The organism is Lonepinella koalarum (assembly GCF_004565475.1).
Lineage (GTDB): Bacteria > Pseudomonadota > Gammaproteobacteria > Enterobacterales > Pasteurellaceae > Lonepinella > Lonepinella koalarum.
On sequence record NZ_SRHX01000002.1, the window covers coordinates 343,789 to 360,837 of the forward strand.

Annotated in this window: 16 protein-coding genes and 3 tRNA genes; 16 read left to right on the plus strand and 3 right to left on the minus strand. The window is 38.9% G+C overall.

What is annotated here, in order from left to right; genetic code table 11:
• Positions 1–2 precede the first annotated feature (2 nt).
• The 16 genes from E0709_RS04305 to cysK all read left to right on the plus strand — a co-directional run bounded on the left by E0709_RS04305 (position 3) and on the right by cysK (position 16,453).
• Complete coding sequence (locus tag E0709_RS04305) at positions 3–869, plus strand: DMT family transporter (protein ID WP_132301222.1); 867 nt, start codon at positions 3–5, stop codon at positions 867–869.
• 83 nt (positions 870–952) lie between these two features.
• On the plus strand, positions 953–1,669 hold the full coding sequence (gene uppS / locus E0709_RS04310; protein ID WP_132301220.1) for a polyprenyl diphosphate synthase: 717 nt from the start codon (positions 953–955) through the stop codon (positions 1,667–1,669).
• 14 nt (positions 1,670–1,683) lie between these two features.
• A complete protein-coding gene (locus E0709_RS04315; protein ID WP_132301218.1) occupies positions 1,684–2,547 on the plus strand; it encodes a phosphatidate cytidylyltransferase in 864 nt (287 codons plus the stop codon).
• 12 nt (positions 2,548–2,559) lie between these two features.
• Positions 2,560–3,888: a sigma E protease regulator RseP gene (rseP, locus tag E0709_RS04320; RefSeq protein ID WP_132301216.1), complete on the plus strand. Its 1,329-nt coding sequence runs from the start codon at positions 2,560–2,562 to the stop codon at positions 3,886–3,888.
• A gap of 141 nt (positions 3,889–4,029) precedes the next feature.
• Positions 4,030–6,399 carry an outer membrane protein assembly factor BamA gene (bamA, locus tag E0709_RS04325; protein WP_132301214.1) on the plus strand — a complete coding sequence of 790 codons (2,370 nt, stop codon included), beginning with the start codon at positions 4,030–4,032 and terminating at the stop codon, positions 6,397–6,399.
• A 123-nt stretch (positions 6,400–6,522) separates the two neighbouring features.
• The gene (locus tag E0709_RS04330; RefSeq protein ID WP_132301212.1) at positions 6,523–7,086 is read left to right on the plus strand and encodes an OmpH/Skp family outer membrane protein; all 564 of its coding nucleotides are present in this window, start codon (positions 6,523–6,525) and stop codon (positions 7,084–7,086) included.
• A 23-nt stretch (positions 7,087–7,109) separates the two neighbouring features.
• On the plus strand, positions 7,110–8,135 hold the full coding sequence (gene lpxD / locus E0709_RS04335; protein ID WP_132301210.1) for a UDP-3-O-(3-hydroxymyristoyl)glucosamine N-acyltransferase: 1,026 nt from the start codon (positions 7,110–7,112) through the stop codon (positions 8,133–8,135).
• A 219-nt stretch (positions 8,136–8,354) separates the two neighbouring features.
• Complete coding sequence (gene fabZ / locus E0709_RS04340; RefSeq protein ID WP_132301208.1) at positions 8,355–8,807, plus strand: 3-hydroxyacyl-ACP dehydratase FabZ; 453 nt, start codon at positions 8,355–8,357, stop codon at positions 8,805–8,807.
• Between the two features lie 23 nt (positions 8,808–8,830).
• Positions 8,831–9,619, plus strand: a complete 789-nt coding sequence (gene lpxA / locus E0709_RS04345; protein WP_132301206.1) for an acyl-ACP--UDP-N-acetylglucosamine O-acyltransferase — start codon at positions 8,831–8,833, stop codon at positions 9,617–9,619.
• A gap of 80 nt (positions 9,620–9,699) precedes the next feature.
• Positions 9,700–10,896 (plus strand): lipid-A-disaccharide synthase, encoded by a 1,197-nt coding sequence (gene lpxB / locus E0709_RS04350; RefSeq protein ID WP_132301204.1) that lies wholly within the window; start codon positions 9,700–9,702, stop codon positions 10,894–10,896.
• A 2-nt stretch (positions 10,897–10,898) separates the two neighbouring features.
• Positions 10,899–11,501, plus strand: a complete 603-nt coding sequence (rnhB, locus tag E0709_RS04355; RefSeq protein ID WP_132301202.1) for a ribonuclease HII — start codon at positions 10,899–10,901, stop codon at positions 11,499–11,501.
• Between the two features lie 16 nt (positions 11,502–11,517).
• Positions 11,518–13,374, plus strand: a complete 1,857-nt coding sequence (locus tag E0709_RS04360; protein ID WP_132301200.1) for an SLC13 family permease — start codon at positions 11,518–11,520, stop codon at positions 13,372–13,374.
• Positions 13,375–13,388: 14 nt separating this feature from the next.
• A complete protein-coding gene (gene mog / locus E0709_RS04365) occupies positions 13,389–13,979 on the plus strand; it encodes a molybdopterin adenylyltransferase (RefSeq protein ID WP_132301198.1) in 591 nt (196 codons plus the stop codon).
• Positions 13,980–13,988: 9 nt separating this feature from the next.
• Positions 13,989–14,327, plus strand: coding sequence for a nitrogen regulatory protein P-II (gene glnB, locus E0709_RS04370; RefSeq protein WP_132301196.1), 339 nt, complete (start codon positions 13,989–13,991; stop codon positions 14,325–14,327).
• Between the two features lie 22 nt (positions 14,328–14,349).
• Positions 14,350–15,402 (plus strand): AI-2E family transporter, encoded by a 1,053-nt coding sequence (locus E0709_RS04375; protein ID WP_132301194.1) that lies wholly within the window; start codon positions 14,350–14,352, stop codon positions 15,400–15,402.
• A gap of 103 nt (positions 15,403–15,505) precedes the next feature.
• Positions 15,506–16,453 carry a cysteine synthase A gene (gene cysK / locus E0709_RS04380; protein ID WP_132301192.1) on the plus strand — a complete coding sequence of 316 codons (948 nt, stop codon included), beginning with the start codon at positions 15,506–15,508 and terminating at the stop codon, positions 16,451–16,453.
• A gap of 222 nt (positions 16,454–16,675) precedes the next feature.
• On the opposite strand, the gene E0709_RS04385 is transcribed toward cysK, so the two are convergent.
• The 3 genes from E0709_RS04385 to E0709_RS04395 form a co-directional block, all read right to left on the minus strand.
• Positions 16,676–16,749 (minus strand) — tRNA-Cys (locus E0709_RS04385).
• Between the two features lie 74 nt (positions 16,750–16,823).
• Positions 16,824–16,910, minus strand: a tRNA-Leu gene (locus E0709_RS04390).
• A 31-nt stretch (positions 16,911–16,941) separates the two neighbouring features.
• Positions 16,942–17,017, minus strand: a tRNA-Gly gene (locus E0709_RS04395).
• Between the last annotated feature and the right edge of the window lie 32 nt (positions 17,018–17,049).

Here is a 17,049-nt window from a genome sequence, read left to right on the forward strand (position 1 = left end):
ACATGACAAATCATCAAAAAGGTCTAGTGTTTGCTCATCTTGCTGCGGTGTTGTTTGGCATGACCGGTATTTTAGGGGCGTTAATCCAAATGGATGCCAGTTTGATTACCTTTGGGCGTGCGAGTTTGGCGTTTATCAGTCTTTATCTTTATAGTCGTCTTGTGGGGATTTCATTAACGCAGCATTTATCGCCATTTTTTATGGGGCGATTACTTTTCTCTGGGGTTTTGCTGGCGATTCATTGGGTGACCTTTTTTTATGCCGTCAAAATCGGTGGCGTAGCAATGGCAACCCTTGGTTTTGCCAGTTTTCCAGCGTTTATTACCTTGATAGAACGTTTTATTTTGCGAGATAAAGTGAATAGCACGGCGTGGCTATTGGTTTTTATCGTGATGTTTGGATTATTTCTGGTTTCACCTGAATTGACATGGCAAAACACCAATAGTGTGGGACTAGTTTGGGGAATTAGTTCAGGCTTGAGCTTTGCTGGTCTGGCGGTGGTTAATCGTACCATGGGTCATCAGTTGAGTGCGATCAGTATTTCTTTTTGGCAAAATCTGATTGTAGCAATCGTCACGTTACCGACACTTTGCTTTATTTCGCTTTCCATGACGGGGAGCGATGGGGTGTATTTGCTCATTTTGGGTGTAATTTGCACCGCACTTTCCCATGTGCTGTTTGTTAGTAGCGTAAAATATATTCCTGCCCGAACCACGGGATTAATTATTTCCTTAGAACCGGTTTATGCCATTGTGGTGGCATGGTGGCTGTTTAATGAACAACCTACCTTAAAAATGATCATAGGGGGTATCTTAATTATTGGTGCCGCCATTTATCCGCATGAAAAATCGACACATTCGGAAAAATAATATGATGATAAAATGGCATAATTCGCCTAGATATGCTATATTCACGCCCAAATTTTCAATTCACATCTGTGATTTAGGATTAAATGAAAGAATTAGATCCGAATAATATTCCGAAGCATGTTGCTATTATTATGGATGGCAATGGGCGCTGGGCGAAAAACCAAGGTAAAATGCGGGTATTTGGACATACTAATGGGGTGCAAGCCGTGCGTCGTTCGGTGTCTTATGCGCGTCAAATTGGTGTGCAATCCTTGACCATGTATGCCTTTAGTCGTGAAAACTGGAATCGTCCCGAGCAAGAAGTTTCAGCTCTGATGACGTTATTTATGCAAGCCTTGGATACAGAAGTGAAGAAATTACATAAGAATAATATTCGCTTGAAAATTATCGGAGATACATCTAAGTTTAGTGAAAAGTTACAGCAGAAAATCACAAAAGCAGAAAAATTAACCGAAAATAACACCGCACTTTGTGTCAATATTGCTGCCAATTATGGAGGCTGTTGGGATATTGTGCAAGCGACACAACAGATTGCGTTGCAAGTGAAAAACGGTGAATTAGCGCTTGAGCAGATCAACGAAGCCCTTTTTCAGCAAAAATTAGTCACTGGACAGCAGCCACCGGTAGATTTACTTATTCGCACCAGTGGTGAGCAACGTATCAGTAATTTTTTATTATGGCAAATAGCCTATGCAGAATTATTTTTTTCGCCAGTGCTGTGGCCAGATTTTGATGAACAAGAATTTAATCAGGCCATTTGGACCTATCAACAACGAGAACGCCGTTTTGGTGGATCTTAAAGAAGGAAACACAGGTGCTTAAACAACGTATCTTATCCGCCATTGTGATGATTGCCATTGTCTGTGCAGCATTATTTTTATTCTCGCCATTCTATTTTACTTTGGCGTTGGGTCTGATTGTCACCGCAGCGGTGTGGGAATGGACACAATTTCCACGGCTAAAAATTGTTTGGCGTTTTGTGGTGACATCCATTTCCTTGGCAGTCTTATTCGTTTGGATTTTTAGTCAAGCGAATTATTTAAATGCGGGTCGTGTATTTGCCGATTATGCTGAACCTTTATTGTTAGTTTCAGTGATTTGGTGGGGAGTGGCATTAGGGTTAGTGGTGACTTATCCGAAATCTGCCAATATTTGGGGTAATTCTTTAATTTTACACATTATTTTTGCCGTGTTAACCTTGCTGCCGTTCTTAATTGCCGTGGCGGCATTACGTTTAGAAAATTACAATATAGACAGCTTGCATGGTATTCAATTATTGCTTTACGTGTTTGTGTTAGTGTGGGCGGCAGATAGCGGTGCATATTTTGCGGGGCGTAAATTCGGTAAACATAAATTAGCGCCGAAAGTATCACCGGGGAAAACTTGGCAAGGAGTGATGGGTGGTGTCATTACTGCTGGTGTGTTGGCGGAATTATTTATCTATTTGGCGGGCGATAATTTTTTTATGCACGGAAATCCGCTAAATTTAACCGCACTTTCCATTGCGACTGTGGTGGTTTCTGTGTTAGGCGATTTAACCGAAAGTATGTTTAAACGTCAAAGTGGCATTAAAGACAGCAGTAATTTGATTCCGGGGCATGGCGGTATTTTGGATCGTATTGATAGTTTAACTGCTGCCATCCCGTTTTTTGCTTATTTCTACTTTTTCTGGCTATAACAGGTGGTATTAATGTCATTTTTATGGTCGTTAGTTTCGTTTATTATCGTGATTGGTGTACTGGTATCCGTACATGAATATGGACATTTCTGGGCAGCCAGAAAGTGCGGTATAAAAGTTCATCGTTTTTCCATTGGGTTTGGCAAGGTATTGTGGTCGAGAAAAGATAAACATGATACAGAATTTGCTGTTTCGTTGATCCCTTTGGGAGGCTATGTAAAAATGCTAGACGAACGTAATGAGGACGTACCGGAACAGTTAAAATCTCAGTCGTTTAATAGTAAAACCGTGTTACAACGCATGTTCGTGATTGTCGCCGGACCGTTGGCAAATTTTATTTTTGCTATTTTGGCGTATTGGATTGTGTTTGCGGTGGGGATCCCGAGTATTAAACCGGTGATTGATAGCATCAAACCGAATACACTTGCTGCACAAGCTCAACTTTCTCCAAATAGCCAAATTTTGGCGGTGGATGGCACCGCGACGCCCGATTGGGAAACCATTAATATGTTGTTGGCCACCAAGCTAGGCAATGATCAAGTCACGTTAACCGTTACACCTTTCGGCGAAGATCGTCCACAACAAAAAATCTTAAATATCCAAGGTTGGACATTTGAGCCGGATAAACAAACTGCCTTTGGTGCGTTAGGCATTCAGCCGGTGGGCAATAAAGTCGAAATGAAAATTGCTCAAATTGTGGAAGATTCCCCCGCACAACAAGCTGGTTTACTGGTGGGTGATGAGATTTATACTGCTCAGGGTGAAGTATTTGCGTGGCAAGATTTTGTAAAACAGGTACAACAGGGCAATCCGCTAGATTTGCAAATTCATCGCGAAGGTCGGATCTTGAATTTGACTTTAATTCCCACATTACAGGATAAACGTTATGTGGTTGGGATTGCACCAACGATTTATCCTCTTAATGAGCAGTATCGTACAGAATTAAAATATGATATGCTTGATGCTTTGTGGAAAGGCATTGAAAAAACTACGCAACTTTCTTGGTTAACCCTTAAAGTCATTGGTAAATTATTGACCGGAGATTTATCCCTAAATAATTTAAGTGGTCCGATTTCCATTGCGCAAGGCGCGGGAATATCTTCACAAATTGGGTGGATATATTATCTCGGTTTTATGGCATTAATTAGTGTTAACTTAGGTATGATGAATTTATTTCCGTTGCCCGTACTTGATGGCGGACATTTAGTGTTTTTAGCTGCGGAAGGGATCAACGGCAAACCCATATCAGATAAGGTGCAAAATATGTGTTATCGCATTGGCGCGACCTTGTTATTAATGCTGACGGCGTTTGCGTTATTTAATGATTTTTTACGTTTATAGCGAGAACGTTTTAAAATTTTAGCAGTCTTTATAGAGTGTTAGGGTTAATATCCCATTGATAAATGAACGTTTAAAATTCCTTTTGATTGACATTCTGGGCGTTTTATTGCGGTTACTTTAATTTAATAAGGTCATTGTAAAATGAAAAAACTTTTAATAGCTAGTTTATTATTCGGTTCGACGAGCGTCTATGCTGCACCTTTTGTGGTACAAGATATTCGTGTAGAAGGTGTGCAAGCAGGTTCAGAAATGAATGTATTAGCTGGTTTGCCTGTGCAAGTAGGTAAACGTGCGACAGATAATGATATTGCAAATGTGGTCAGAACTCTTTATTCACGTGGTTACGATAATGTGCGAGCGGGTAGGGATGGGGATACGCTGGTTATCTCTGTGACACAACAACCGATTATTACTGAAGTGACATTTGATGGTAATAGTTCTATTCCAAATGAAGCCTTAAAATCGAATTTAGAATCAAATGGTTTTAGATCAGGCGAAGTGTTAAACCGTGAAAAATTAGAAGGTTTTCGCCAAAGTTTGGTGGAACATTATGCCAGTACTGGTCGTTATAATGCGAAAGTAGAAACCATCGTCAATACATTGCCGAATAATCGTGCTGAAGTGAAATTGCAAATTAAAGAAAATGATGTTGCGCTATTAAAGGAAATTAGTTTTGAGGGTAATAACCATATTTCAAGTAGCAAATTGCAAGAACAAATGGAATTACAACCAGACGCATGGTGGAAGTTCTTTGGTAATAAATTTGCTTCTGATCAATTTAGTAAAGATTTAAATGCTATCCAAGATTATTATGGTGAAAATGGTTATGCTAAAGCAAGAGTTACCGATACTGATGTGCAGTTAAGTGATGACAAAAATGAAGCCCGAGTAAAAATCGTGGTGGATGAAGGTGATGTTTATACTGTTAATAGTGCCAGAATTATCGGTGATGTGGGGGGGATGCAAGAACAGCTTGCTCCACTGTTAAAAGAAATTCAGTTAAATAAAAATTTTCAGCGTAGTGAAGTTAAAAATGTTGAAAGTAATATAAAAGCAAAATTAGCTGAACAAGGATATGCTAATGCTCAGGTGAATATTCATCCTGAATTTGATGAAGACAACAAAAGTATTGCGTTAACCTATATTGTGGAAGCGGGTCGTCGTTATTCTGTGCGTCAAATTCGTTTTGAAGGCAATACGGTGAGTGCCGATAGAACATTGCGTCAAGAAATGCGTCAACAAGAAGGTACATGGTTATCTTCCCAATTAGTTGAATTAGGTAAATTACGTTTAGATCGTACTGGTTTCTTTGAAACGGTTGAACAACGTACTGAAAATGTGCCGGGTACAGATGATGAATTAGATGTTATCTATACTGTGAAAGAGCGTAATACGGGGAGTATCAACTTTGGTATCGGTTATGGTACGGAGAGTGGTTTTAGTTATCAAGCCAGTATAAAACAAGATAACTTCTTAGGTATGGGATCATCTGTTAGTTTAGGTGGTCGTAAAGATGACTATACGACTAGCGTTAATTTAGGTTATACGGAGCCGTATTTTACCAAAGATGGTGTGAGTCTTGGTGGTAATGTGTATTATGAAAAATACGATAACTCGGATGATGATACTGTAGCAAGTTATGCCCGTACTACTTATGGGACGGATTTAACCCTAGGTTTTCCAGTGAATGAAAATAATTCCTACTATTTAGGTGTAGGTTATGCTTATAACAAATTGAAGAAAGTGATGCCTGAATATTCTCGTAAAAAATATATGGATTCAATGAATTATGATGGATCTTCATTTAAATCTCATGATTTTACCTTTAAAGCAGGCTGGAATTATAACAGTTTAGACCGCGGTTATTTCCCAACCAAAGGGGTGAAAGCGGGTTTGGGGGGAACCGTCACTATTCCGGGCTCGGATAATAAATATTATACCTTAAGCGCGGATGCACAGGGTTATTACCCATTAGATCGTAACCGTCTGTGGGTGCTTTCAGCTAAAGCTGGTGCATCTTATGCTAATGGATTTGGTGGAAAAGTATTACCGTTCTATCGTAATTATTCCGCTGGTGGCATAGGTTCGTTACGTGGTTTTGCTTCTGGAGCAGTCGGTCCAAATGCGATTTATATAAGATCAGATGCAAGTGGAAATACGACGTATCATTCTGATGATGATATTATCGGTGGTAATGCTATGGTATTATCTAGCGTAGAATTAATTATACCGACCCCATTTGTGGCAGATAAAAATCAGAACTCGGTACGGACTTCAGTATTCTTTGATGCAGCGAGTGTATGGAATACTAAATGGAGTGCCGCTGATAAAGCGAAATTCCCAACTTTACCAGATTACAGCGACCCAAGTCGTATTCGTACATCCGTTGGTATTGGATTTCAGTGGCAATCACCGATTGGACCCTTGGTATTCTCTTATGCGAAACCACTTAAGAAATATGATCATGATGATCTCGAACAATTCCAATTTAGCATTGGTGGGACATTCTAATTTATTTAGATTGAACTAATATTTATTCATAGCGTCTAATATTTATTAGTGCTGAGTAGCCATGATAAATCATCATATTTAGTACACTAACAAAAATAATAATTTAAAAGGAAATTTATACAAATGAAAAAAATTGTAAAAGCCACCGCACTTTCTTTAGCCTTAGCTTTCGTATCATCTGCTGCTATGGCGGCTGAGAATATTGCATTTATTAATGCCGCCTATTTATTCGAACATCACCCGGATCGTGATGCAATTGCCCAAAAATTAGATTCAGGTTTTAAAAAACAAGCTGATGAACTTGCAGCAAGTAAGAAATCTATTGATGGCAAGATTGAGAAATTGCAAAAAGAAGCAAAAGATTTACGCAGTGCCGATATTAAAAAACGTGAAGATGAAATCAATAAATTGATGAAAGAACACGATGCTAAAGTACAAAAATACCAACAAGAAGCACAGAAATTGGAAAATGCAGAACGTACTAAAATATTAGAGTCAATTCAAGAAGCCACTAACAATTTGGCAAAAGAAAAAGGTTATACCTATGTTCTTGATGCAAATTCAGTCGTATTTGCTGTGGATGGCAAAGATATTAGTGATGATGTGTTAAAAGCGATTGGTGGTAAAGTCCCGGCGGAACAACCAAAAGCAGAGACCAAAGATACTGAAAAACCAGCAGCAAAATAATCTTTTAAAAGGTTAAATTAATTATGCGTTCTTATACATTAAAAGAATTAGCAGAACATATCGGCGGTGTCATGCGTGGCAACGCCGATGTTTTTGTGACATCCATCGCTCCTTTAGATAAAGCCAGTAGAGAACATTTAACGTTTATTTCTAATGTAAAATATCGTCCTTATCTATCCCTTTCACAAGCCGGTATTCTGGTGGTATCAGAGGCAGATGTCGAATTCTGTGCCGATAATACAAACTTAATTATTGTGAAAAACCCTTATGTAGCTTATGCGTTATTAGCCCAATATATGGATAGCACACCAAAAGCGGCGAATGATATTGCGCCAAGTGCGGTAATTTCAAGCACGGTTTCTTTAGGGAAAAATGTCAGTGTTGGTGCCAATGCAGTGATTGAAGACGGAGCCGTGATTGGTGACAATGCGGTGATTGGTGCCGGTTGCTTTATTGGTAAACAAGCACAAATTGGCGCGAATACGCAATTGTGGGCGAATGTGGTGATTTATCACAATGTGCAAATTGGTGAGCATTGTCTTATTCAATCTGGTGCGATAATTGGTGGCGATGGTTTCGGTTATGCCAATGAACGTGGGCGTTGGATTAAAATTCCACAAACTGGCACCGTGGTCATTGGTAATTATGTTGAAATTGGTGCTTGTACCTGTATTGACCGTGGTGCATTAGATAATACGGTGATTGAAGATAATGTGATTATTGATAATCTTTGCCAAATTGCGCATAACGTACATATTGGTACGGGTACTGCGGTGGCTGGAGGTGTCATTATGGCAGGCAGCCTAAAAGTGGGTCGTTATTGCCAAATTGGCGGAGCGAGTGTCATCAATGGTCATATGGAAATTTGTGATCAAGCTGTTGTGACGGGGATGGGAATGGTAATGCGACCGATTACCGAACCGGGCATTTATTCTTCTGGTATACCGTTACAACCAAACAAAGAATGGCGTAAAACCGCTGCTTTGACCATGGATATTGATAAGATGAATAAGCGTCTTAAAGCCTTGGAAAAAAAATTAGCCGATTGATTTTCTAAAAGCAAGACCAGCGTGATGATGTTACCTATCTATTTTCTCTGGTTTTATTATATTTCCTCCTATTTATTTCTAGCCACCTCATGGCGTTATTATGTTTAACCCCGTACATCAAGTGCGGGGGAAACTACTTTTATTATTGTTTTACTACAATCTATCATCTAATTCATGTATAATTAATCTTAAAAGTAAACGACATTAAAGGTAATTATTGTGACAACAGAAACAAGACCATCTCGTATTATTGAAGTCAAAGAAATTATGACATTATTGCCACACCGTTATCCATTCTTATTGGTTGATCGCGTTTTAGATTTTGAAGAAGGCGTGTGGTTGAAAGCCATCAAAAATATTAGCGCTAATGAACCCTGTTTTACCGGTCATTTTCCACAAGAACCTATTTTACCGGGAGTATTAATTCTTGAAGCTCTCGCTCAATCTATGGGAATTCTTGCATTTAAAACACATGAATTACAAGGTGGAGAATTATTTTATTTTACGGGGATTGATGATGCTCGTTTTAGACGTCCTGTGTTACCGGGAGATCAATTAGAATTATATGTCGAAGTAATCAAACAACGTCGGGGTGTAACTTCCTTTACTGGCATTGCTAAAGTCGCGGGTGAAGTGGCATGTGAAGCAAAATTAATGTGTGCTAGACGCTAATAATTAAACATAAAGGAGCATTTATGATCCACTCAGGTGCGAAGATTCATCCTTCTGCTATTATTGAAGATGGAGCAAAAATTGGTGAAAATGTGGTGATCGGTCCATTTTGTGTGATTGGTTCACAAGTTCAAATTGGTAAAGGAACGGTATTACATTCTCATGTGGTTATCAATGGTGTCACGACGATTGGCGAAGATAACCAGATTTTCCACGGCGCGACCATTGGTGAGATTAATCAAGATTTAAAATACAATGGCGAACCGACAAAAACCATTATTGGCAATCGTAATCGTATTCGTGAAAACGTAACTATTCATCGTGGTACCGTGCAAGGTGGTGGGGTAACTCGAGTCGGTGATGATAATTTATTTATGATCAATGCGCATATCGCCCATGATTGTCAAATTAAAAATCGTTGTATATTAGCGAATAATGCGACATTAGCGGGGCATGTTGAACTAGATGATTTTGTGATTGTGGGCGGTATGTCTGCTATTCATCAATTTGTGATTGTTGGGGCTCACGTGATGTTAGGTGGCGGTTCCATGGTCAGTCAAGATGTACCTCCTTATGTCATGGCACAAGGCAATCATGCTCGACCATTTGGGGTGAATATTGAAGGGCTTAAACGTCGTGGCTTTGATAAAACGACCTTACATGCGATTCGTAATGTGTATAAGTTAATTTATCGTAGTGACAAAACTCTTGAACAAGTGATGCCTGAGATTGAACATTACGCTAAGACAGAAGCCGCTATTAGTTTCTTTCTTGCCTTTTTTAAACGTTCTACTCGTGGCATTATTCGTTAAAAATTCTGTTCATTTACACCGCGCTTCACTCTATTTTGCACTTCTACGAAAAAGTGCGGTGAATTTTATGGATATTTCTTATGACACAAACTCAATCAGCTCTTAATCTTTCTCATTCCTTAAACTCTCCAACAATTGCCATGGTAGCAGGTGAAGTCTCGGGGGATATTCTTGGTGCTGGTTTAATTCGATCCTTAAAAAGTCATTATCCACAAGCTAAATTTATCGGTATTGCGGGCAAAAATATGCTTGCCGAAGGTTGTGAAAGCCTGATTGATATAGAAGAAATTGCGGTGATGGGGTTAGCCGAGATTTTAAAACATCTGCCAAGATTATTGAAAATTCGCAAAAATACGGTGCAAACTTTGTTAGCCCAACAGCCTGATATTTTTATTGGTATTGATTCTCCTGAATTTAATTTATATGTGGAGCAAAAACTCAAAAATCAGGGGATTAAAACCATTCATTATGTTAGCCCATCGGTATGGGCATGGCGACAAAAACGCATTTATAAAATTGCCCGAGCGACCGATCTTGTGTTAGCCTTTTTGCCCTTTGAAAAAGCCTTTTATGATCATTTTAATGTGCCTTGCCGTTTTATCGGACATACTATGGCAGATGCGATTCCATTAAAGCCAAATCGGATAGAAGTATGTCAACAACTTGATCTTGATCCAAGCCAACGTTATATGGCGATTTTAGCCGGTAGTCGTGGTGCGGAAGTGGAATTTCTGACGGAGCCATTCTTAAAAGCCGCCGTATTATTAAAACAACAATACCCCGATTTACACTTTTTAGTCCCCTTGGTGAATGAAAAACGTCGTGAGCAATTTCAACGAATCAAGGCTCAAATTGCGCCTGATTTAAATCTTATTATGTTAGATGGAAAAGCTCGCCAAGCGATGATCGTAGCTCAAGCCACATTATTAGCATCAGGCACGGCAGCTTTAGAATGTATGCTATGTAAATCACCGATGGTGGTTGGTTATCGAATGAAATCGCTCACCTACTTTTTAGCCAAACGGTTGGTGAAAACCCCTTATATTTCCTTGCCGAATTTGTTAGCAAATGAAATGTTAGTACCTGAAATGATACAGCAAGATTGTACCCCTGAAAAATTAGCCGAGAAACTTGCTGTTTATTTCGAACAAAGTGAAAGTGCGGTGCAATATCGTCAAGTTTTAATTCAACGTTTTACCGAATTGCATAAATTGATTCAATGTGATGCCGATAGCCAAGCAGCACAGGCGGTGATGGATGTGTTAGAAAGGAAATAATTATGGCAGATTTCGAATATCCACAAGGTATAGAATTAATTGCTGGTGTAGATGAAGTCGGGCGTGGACCTTTAGTGGGGGCGGTGGTGACAGCTGCGGTGATTTTAGATCCTAATCACCCTATTGAAGGATTGGCTGATAGTAAAAAACTCAGTGAGAAAAAACGTTTATTATTAGCCGAAGAAATAAAACAAAAAGCCTTAGCTTGGGCGTTAGGTCGTGCGGAATCGGAAGAAATTGACCAACTGAATATTTTGCATGCTACGATGTTAGCCATGCAACGTGCAGTAAAATCGCTGAAAATTCAACCGCACTTTGTATTAGTGGATGGCAATCGTATTCCTGACTTGCCTATGCCAGCTCAAGCAGTGATAAAAGGCGATAGCAAAGTCGCTGAAATTAGTGCTGCATCTATTTTGGCGAAAGTTGCTCGCGATCAAGAAATGGTTGAACTCGATCAACAATTTCCACAATATGAATTTGCCAAACATAAAGGCTATCCAACTAAGGTACATTTAGCAAGATTAGCAGAATTTGGCGTGTTGCCACAACATCGCCGTAGTTTTGCGCCTGTACGGCAAATAATCCTAAATAATACGCCTTGATTTAAGGAAAATAGTGATGAATGCAGACTTACTTAATTTTCTACAAATCCCCTTGACTACCGTTATTATTTTATTAGTTGGGGCAATTTTTTTATTTATCCAAAATAAATTGCGTATGGACACGGTGGCGCTATTGGTGATGTTGGGATTTTGTTTAAGTGGTATTTTGAGTGTTGATGAAGTATTTGCGGGCTTTAGTGATCCGAACATTATTTTGATTGCCTTGCTTTTTATTGTGGCAGAAGGGTTGGTGCGTACTGGGGTGGCTTATCAAGTGAGCGAATGGTTGATGAAAGCAGCCAGAAATAGTGAAACCAAAGTACTAGTGTTATTAATGTTATCGGTTGCCAGTTTAGGGGCATTTATGAGTTCCACAGGTATTGTGGCGATTTTTATTCCTGTGGTGCTAGTGATTTGCCAACAAATGAATATTTCACCAAAACGTCTGATGATGCCGTTAAGTATGGCTGGCTTAATTAGTGGTATGATGACTTTAATTGCAACAGCACCAAATTTGGTCGTGAATGCTGAATTAATGCGAACGCAGGCGGGACGTTTTAGCTTTTTTTCTTTTACGCCTATAGGCTTAATCGTTCTTGTATTGGGTGTGTTTTATATGTTAGTTGCTCGCCGTTGGCTTGCAACTGCGGAACAAGATAGTCAGGAAGCGATCAGTCGCTATTCCATTAGTGATCTGATTGAAAGTTATCATTTGCACGATCGAATTAAGCGTTTCGCTGTGCTAGAAGGATCAGATTTTATTGGTAAAAGTGTAGAAGAATTGCATTTGCGTTCTAATTATGGGTTAAATATTTTGGCAATTGAACGCTGGAAACGTTTTAGACCAATATTTATGGCAGCTTCTTTAGGTAAAGAAGAAGTGCGAATAAAAGATTTATTGATGATTGATATTAGCAATCCTGAATTAGATTTAGCCGAGTTCTGTCGCGAACATCATTTAGAACAGGCGGCAATTCGTAATAATAACTTTAACGAGCAAGCAAAATCCGTGGGGATGGCTGAAATTACACCGATTCCTGACGGCAGTGCAGAAGGCAAAAGTGCGGTGCAATTACGTTTTAGATCTTATTATGGCTTGAATATTATTGGGATTAAACGTAATGGCGAGCTACTACAAGGAAATTTGGTGGAAGAACCGCTAAAAGTTGGGGATTTATTGTTGGTGATTGGACAATGGAAATTATTACAACAACTGCGTGATAAAACCAAATCTTTCTTTTTATTGAGTTATCCGAGTGAAATTGATAAAGCAGTGCCAGCAGCAAGTCAGGCATGGCATGCTATCTTTTCGATTGCTGTCATGGTATTGTTAATGGTAACAGGTATCGTGCCGAACGTCATTGCGGCTTTAATTGCCTGTTTAATGTTAGGCAAGTTTCGTTGTGTAGATGCTAAAAGCGCTTATGCCAGTATTCATTGGTCAAGTCTGATTTTAATTGTGGGTATGATGCCCTTTTCCATTGCTTTACAAAAAACCGGTGGGGTAGATTTAGTGGTAGATTTTATGATTAATACTGTGGGGACAATGGGGAAACATTGGATCTTAATCAGCTTGTTTATGCTTTGTGCTGTAGTTGGGTTATTTATATCCAATACTGCCACGGCTATTTTAGTGGCACCGATAGCCATTAGCATGGCGCAACAATTACATTTATCCCCGATGCCCTTTGCGATGACAGTGGCGATTGCCTCTTCTGCTGCCTTTATGACCCCAATTTCTTCACCGGTGAATACCATGGTGTTAGGACCGGGGGGATATAAATTTGCTGATTTTATGAAAATCGGTGTGCCATTTACCATTTTAGTGATGTTAGTGACCATATTTTGTATTCCCATATTCTTTCCATTTTAAAAATAAGGAAAAAAATGACTGCAGTTAATAAAAAAATGCTAAAAATAGGCTTGGTTTCTGTTTCAGACCGAGCTTCGCAAGGGGTATATCAAGATCAAGGTATTCCTGAATTAACCGCTTGGTTAGAAACTGCCTTAGTGGATCCATTTCTGGTTGATACCCGTTTAATTCCTGATGAACAAGCGATTATTGAGCAAACGCTTATTGAGTTGGTCGATCAACAACAATGTCATTTAGTTTTAACCACCGGTGGAACAGGACCAGCAAAAAGGGATGTGACACCTGATGCGACTTTAGCTATTGCGGATCGTGAAATGCCGGGATTCGGTGAGCAAATGCGTCAAGTCAGTTTACATTTTGTGCCGACTGCGATTCTTTCTCGTCAAGTAGGCGTGATTCGCAACAACAGCTTAATTTTAAATTTACCCGGGCAACCGAAAGCGATTAAAGAAACCTTAGAAGGGGTAAAAGATGAAAATGGTAAGGTGTTGGTTAAAGGAATTTTTTCTGCCGTGCCTTATTGTTTACAACTGATTGATGGTATTTATATTGATACAAAACCCGAAGTGATTGAAAGTTTTCGCCCAAAATCGGCGAGAAAATAGGAGTTAAAGATGAAAAAGATTGAAGCAATTATTAAACCATTTAAATTAGATGATGTACGTGAATCCCTTTCTGATCTTGGTATAACTGGCATGACTGTCACCGAAGTACGAGGCTTTGGGCGTCAAAAAGGGCATACGGAATTATATCGTGGGGCGGAATATTCCATTGATTTTTTACCCAAAGTAAAATTGGAAATTGTGGTACCCGATGACATTGTTGAACAATGTATTGAGGCTATCGTAGATACGGCACAAACGGGTAAAATTGGAGATGGCAAAATTTTTGTTTATGATGTGGCACGCGTTATTCGTATTCGAACAGGTGAAGAAAATGAAGAGGCGATTTAACTAATCAAATACGGTGTATTTTATGATAAAAAACAATCCATTAAATCAATTTATATTTGTTTCAGCGGCGTTGGTGATTATTTTTGCTGGGATCAAAGTGTCTTCGGTGATAGTCGTTCCTTTTTTGCTCTCTTTATTTATAGCGATAGTCTGTTCACCAATTATTAAGTTTATGACAAACAGAAATATACCACACTGGTTAGCTATTGCCTTACTTTTCTTATTAATTCTACTTATATTTTTCTTCTTGGTGGGATTGATTAATGGTTCGGTACAAGAGTTTACTAAATCAATGCCACAGTATCGTGAATTAATGACGGAGCGAATTAATGATTTACTGTCATTTACTCGAAAATGGAATATCCCTTTTTCAATGCGACCAGATGCAGTTGTAAAATATTTTGATCCAAGTTCTGTAATGAATTTTGCTAGTGGTTTATTAATGAATTTCTCTAATGTGGTCTCAAATGTATTTATCTTAATTCTTGTGGTAATTTTTATGCTTTTGGAAGCACCAACGGCTAAACGAAAATTTGCTATTGTCTTTAATAAGCAGCAAGAAGATGAAAATCATATAGAACGTGTGCTGAAGAGTATTATTGGTTATCTTGGGGTAAAAACAATAATGAGTTTACTTACTGGTATCTCAATATGGGCATTACTGACTTTTGTAGGCGTTCAATATGCAATTCTTTGGGCAACCTTGAGCTTTTTGTTTAATTATATTCCGAGTATCGGTTCAATTATTGCCGCTGTACCAATTGTTTTGCAGGCATTCTTACTGAACGGGTTTACTACGGGATTTATTGTGACTATTAGCGTCATTATTATTAATGTATCAATCGGCAATGTGATTGAACCGAGAATAATGGGTAAAAAATTAGGACTTTCTACTTTGGTGGTGTTTCTTTCTCTTTTATTTTGGGGATGGTTACTGGGAACGGTAGGAATGTTGCTATCTGTCCCTTTAACGATGGCATTGAAAATTGCGTTGGAATCTAGCCCGAGAACAGAACGTTATGCTATTTTATTAAGTGATCGTTTACCGCAAAAATCAGAATTACCGGGTTCTTAATTCTATTTAGTTATAAAATAGAACAAATAACTATTTTTTTATTATTATATATTGTGTTAAAAATAGCATCAACAACAAACACTATTCTTTCAAGGAGAAAACAATGACAATTTTTGCAGATAATTCCTATTCTATTGGTAACACCCCATTAGTGCGTTTAAATCATTTTGGTAACGGCAATATTGTGGTGAAAGTAGAAGGTCGTAACCCAAGTTTCAGCGTAAAATGCCGTATTGGTGCCAACATGGTATGGCAAGCAGAAAAAGACGGTATCTTAACTAAAGATAAGGAAATTGTAGATGCGACCAGTGGTAACACGGGGATTGCGTTAGCATTTGTGGCAGCAGCGCGCGGTTATAAAATTACCTTAACTATGCCTGAAACCATGAGTACAGAACGTAAACGTTTATTGCGTGGTTTAGGTGTGAATTTGGTGCTAACCGAAGGCGCAAAAGGTATGAAAGGGGCGATTGCGAAAGCAGATGAAATCGTAGCAAGTGATCCGAATCGTTATGTTATCTTAAAACAATTTGAAAACCCTGCTAACCCAGCTATTCACCAACAAACCACAGGACCTGAAATTTGGAATGGTACGGAAGGCAAGGTGGATGTGGTCGTTGCTGGCGTAGGAACTGGTGGTACCATTACAGGAATTAGCCGTTATATCAAACTAGATCAAGGTAAGGCTATTACTTCTGTTGCGGTTGAACCAGCAGAAAGCCCAGTCATCACTCAAACCTTAAATGGTGAAGAAGTGAAACCGGGTCCACATAAGATTCAAGGTATTGGCGCTGGATTTATTCCAAAAAATTTAGATTTGTCTTTAGTTGATCGAGTTGAACGAGTAGATAGCGAAACCGCTATTGCAACCGCTCGTCGTTTAATGGCAGAAGAAGGTATTTTAGCTGGAATTTCATCCGGTGCTGCGCTTGCTGCTGCAGATCGTATTGCAAAATTACCTGAATTTGCTGATAAATTGATTGTGGTTATTTTACCATCTGCTTCAGAACGTTATTTAAGTACTGCTTTATTTGAAGGTGTAGAAGCGTAATTTTGAAATCCCCTAAATAAAAATAATAAAAGTAGATAGTATTGACCAACTCAGATGAGTTGGTCTTTTTTATAGAGTATTTAGGTAAGTTAGTATGATTACTTTTGTAATAAGATTTCCTCTCTTTTTTAGTTATATAGTTTAATATTTCGAGTAAGTGAGACTTGAATCCAATTGTTAACTAAAAAATATAATAAATTCAAATTAGTTTTATTTAATGGATGGAGGCGTGTCCCGGAGTCGAACCGAGCTACATGGATTTGCAATCCAGTGCATAACCGCTTTGCTAACACGCCACAATTTGAAATCTGTTTTAGATATAAAAAAACACCTTACGGTGCCATTTTATTATTGTTAACTTAGTTTTAAATGGTGCCCGAGGCCAGACTTGAACTGGCACGCCTCGAAAGGCGAGGGATTTTAAATCCCTTGCGTCTACCGATTCCGCCACTCGGGCTAAACGCATTTCCTAACTGATTAGGTTAAGTTGGAGCGGGAAACGAGGCTCGAACTCGCGACCCCGACCTTGGCAAGGTCGTGCTCTACCAACTGAGCTATTCCCGCTTTGCTTTCAGCTTATCGCTGTCAACGAGGGT

Excerpts from the sequence above, each read along its gene's own strand:
- rseP (WP_132301216.1), top strand. The coding sequence starts at position 2,560 with ATGTCATTTTTATGGTCGTTAGTTTCGTTTATTATCGTGATTGGTGTA.
- lpxA (WP_132301206.1), top strand. The coding sequence starts at position 8,831 with ATGATCCACTCAGGTGCGAAGATTCATCCTTCTGCTATTATTGAAGAT.
- lpxB (WP_132301204.1), top strand. The coding sequence starts at position 9,700 with ATGACACAAACTCAATCAGCTCTTAATCTTTCTCATTCCTTAAACTCT.
- cysK (WP_132301192.1), top strand. The coding sequence starts at position 15,506 with ATGACAATTTTTGCAGATAATTCCTATTCTATTGGTAACACCCCATTA.
- mog (WP_132301198.1), top strand. The coding sequence starts at position 13,389 with ATGACTGCAGTTAATAAAAAAATGCTAAAAATAGGCTTGGTTTCTGTT.
- bamA (WP_132301214.1), top strand. The coding sequence starts at position 4,030 with ATGAAAAAACTTTTAATAGCTAGTTTATTATTCGGTTCGACGAGCGTC.
- E0709_RS04360 (WP_132301200.1), top strand. The coding sequence starts at position 11,518 with ATGAATGCAGACTTACTTAATTTTCTACAAATCCCCTTGACTACCGTT.
- E0709_RS04375 (WP_132301194.1), top strand. The coding sequence starts at position 14,350 with ATGATAAAAAACAATCCATTAAATCAATTTATATTTGTTTCAGCGGCG.
- glnB (WP_132301196.1), top strand. The coding sequence starts at position 13,989 with ATGAAAAAGATTGAAGCAATTATTAAACCATTTAAATTAGATGATGTA.
- rnhB (WP_132301202.1), top strand. The coding sequence starts at position 10,899 with ATGGCAGATTTCGAATATCCACAAGGTATAGAATTAATTGCTGGTGTA.
- E0709_RS04330 (WP_132301212.1), top strand. The coding sequence starts at position 6,523 with ATGAAAAAAATTGTAAAAGCCACCGCACTTTCTTTAGCCTTAGCTTTC.
- E0709_RS04305 (WP_132301222.1), top strand. The coding sequence starts at position 3 with ATGACAAATCATCAAAAAGGTCTAGTGTTTGCTCATCTTGCTGCGGTG.
- lpxD (WP_132301210.1), top strand. The coding sequence starts at position 7,110 with ATGCGTTCTTATACATTAAAAGAATTAGCAGAACATATCGGCGGTGTC.
- uppS (WP_132301220.1), top strand. The coding sequence starts at position 953 with ATGAAAGAATTAGATCCGAATAATATTCCGAAGCATGTTGCTATTATT.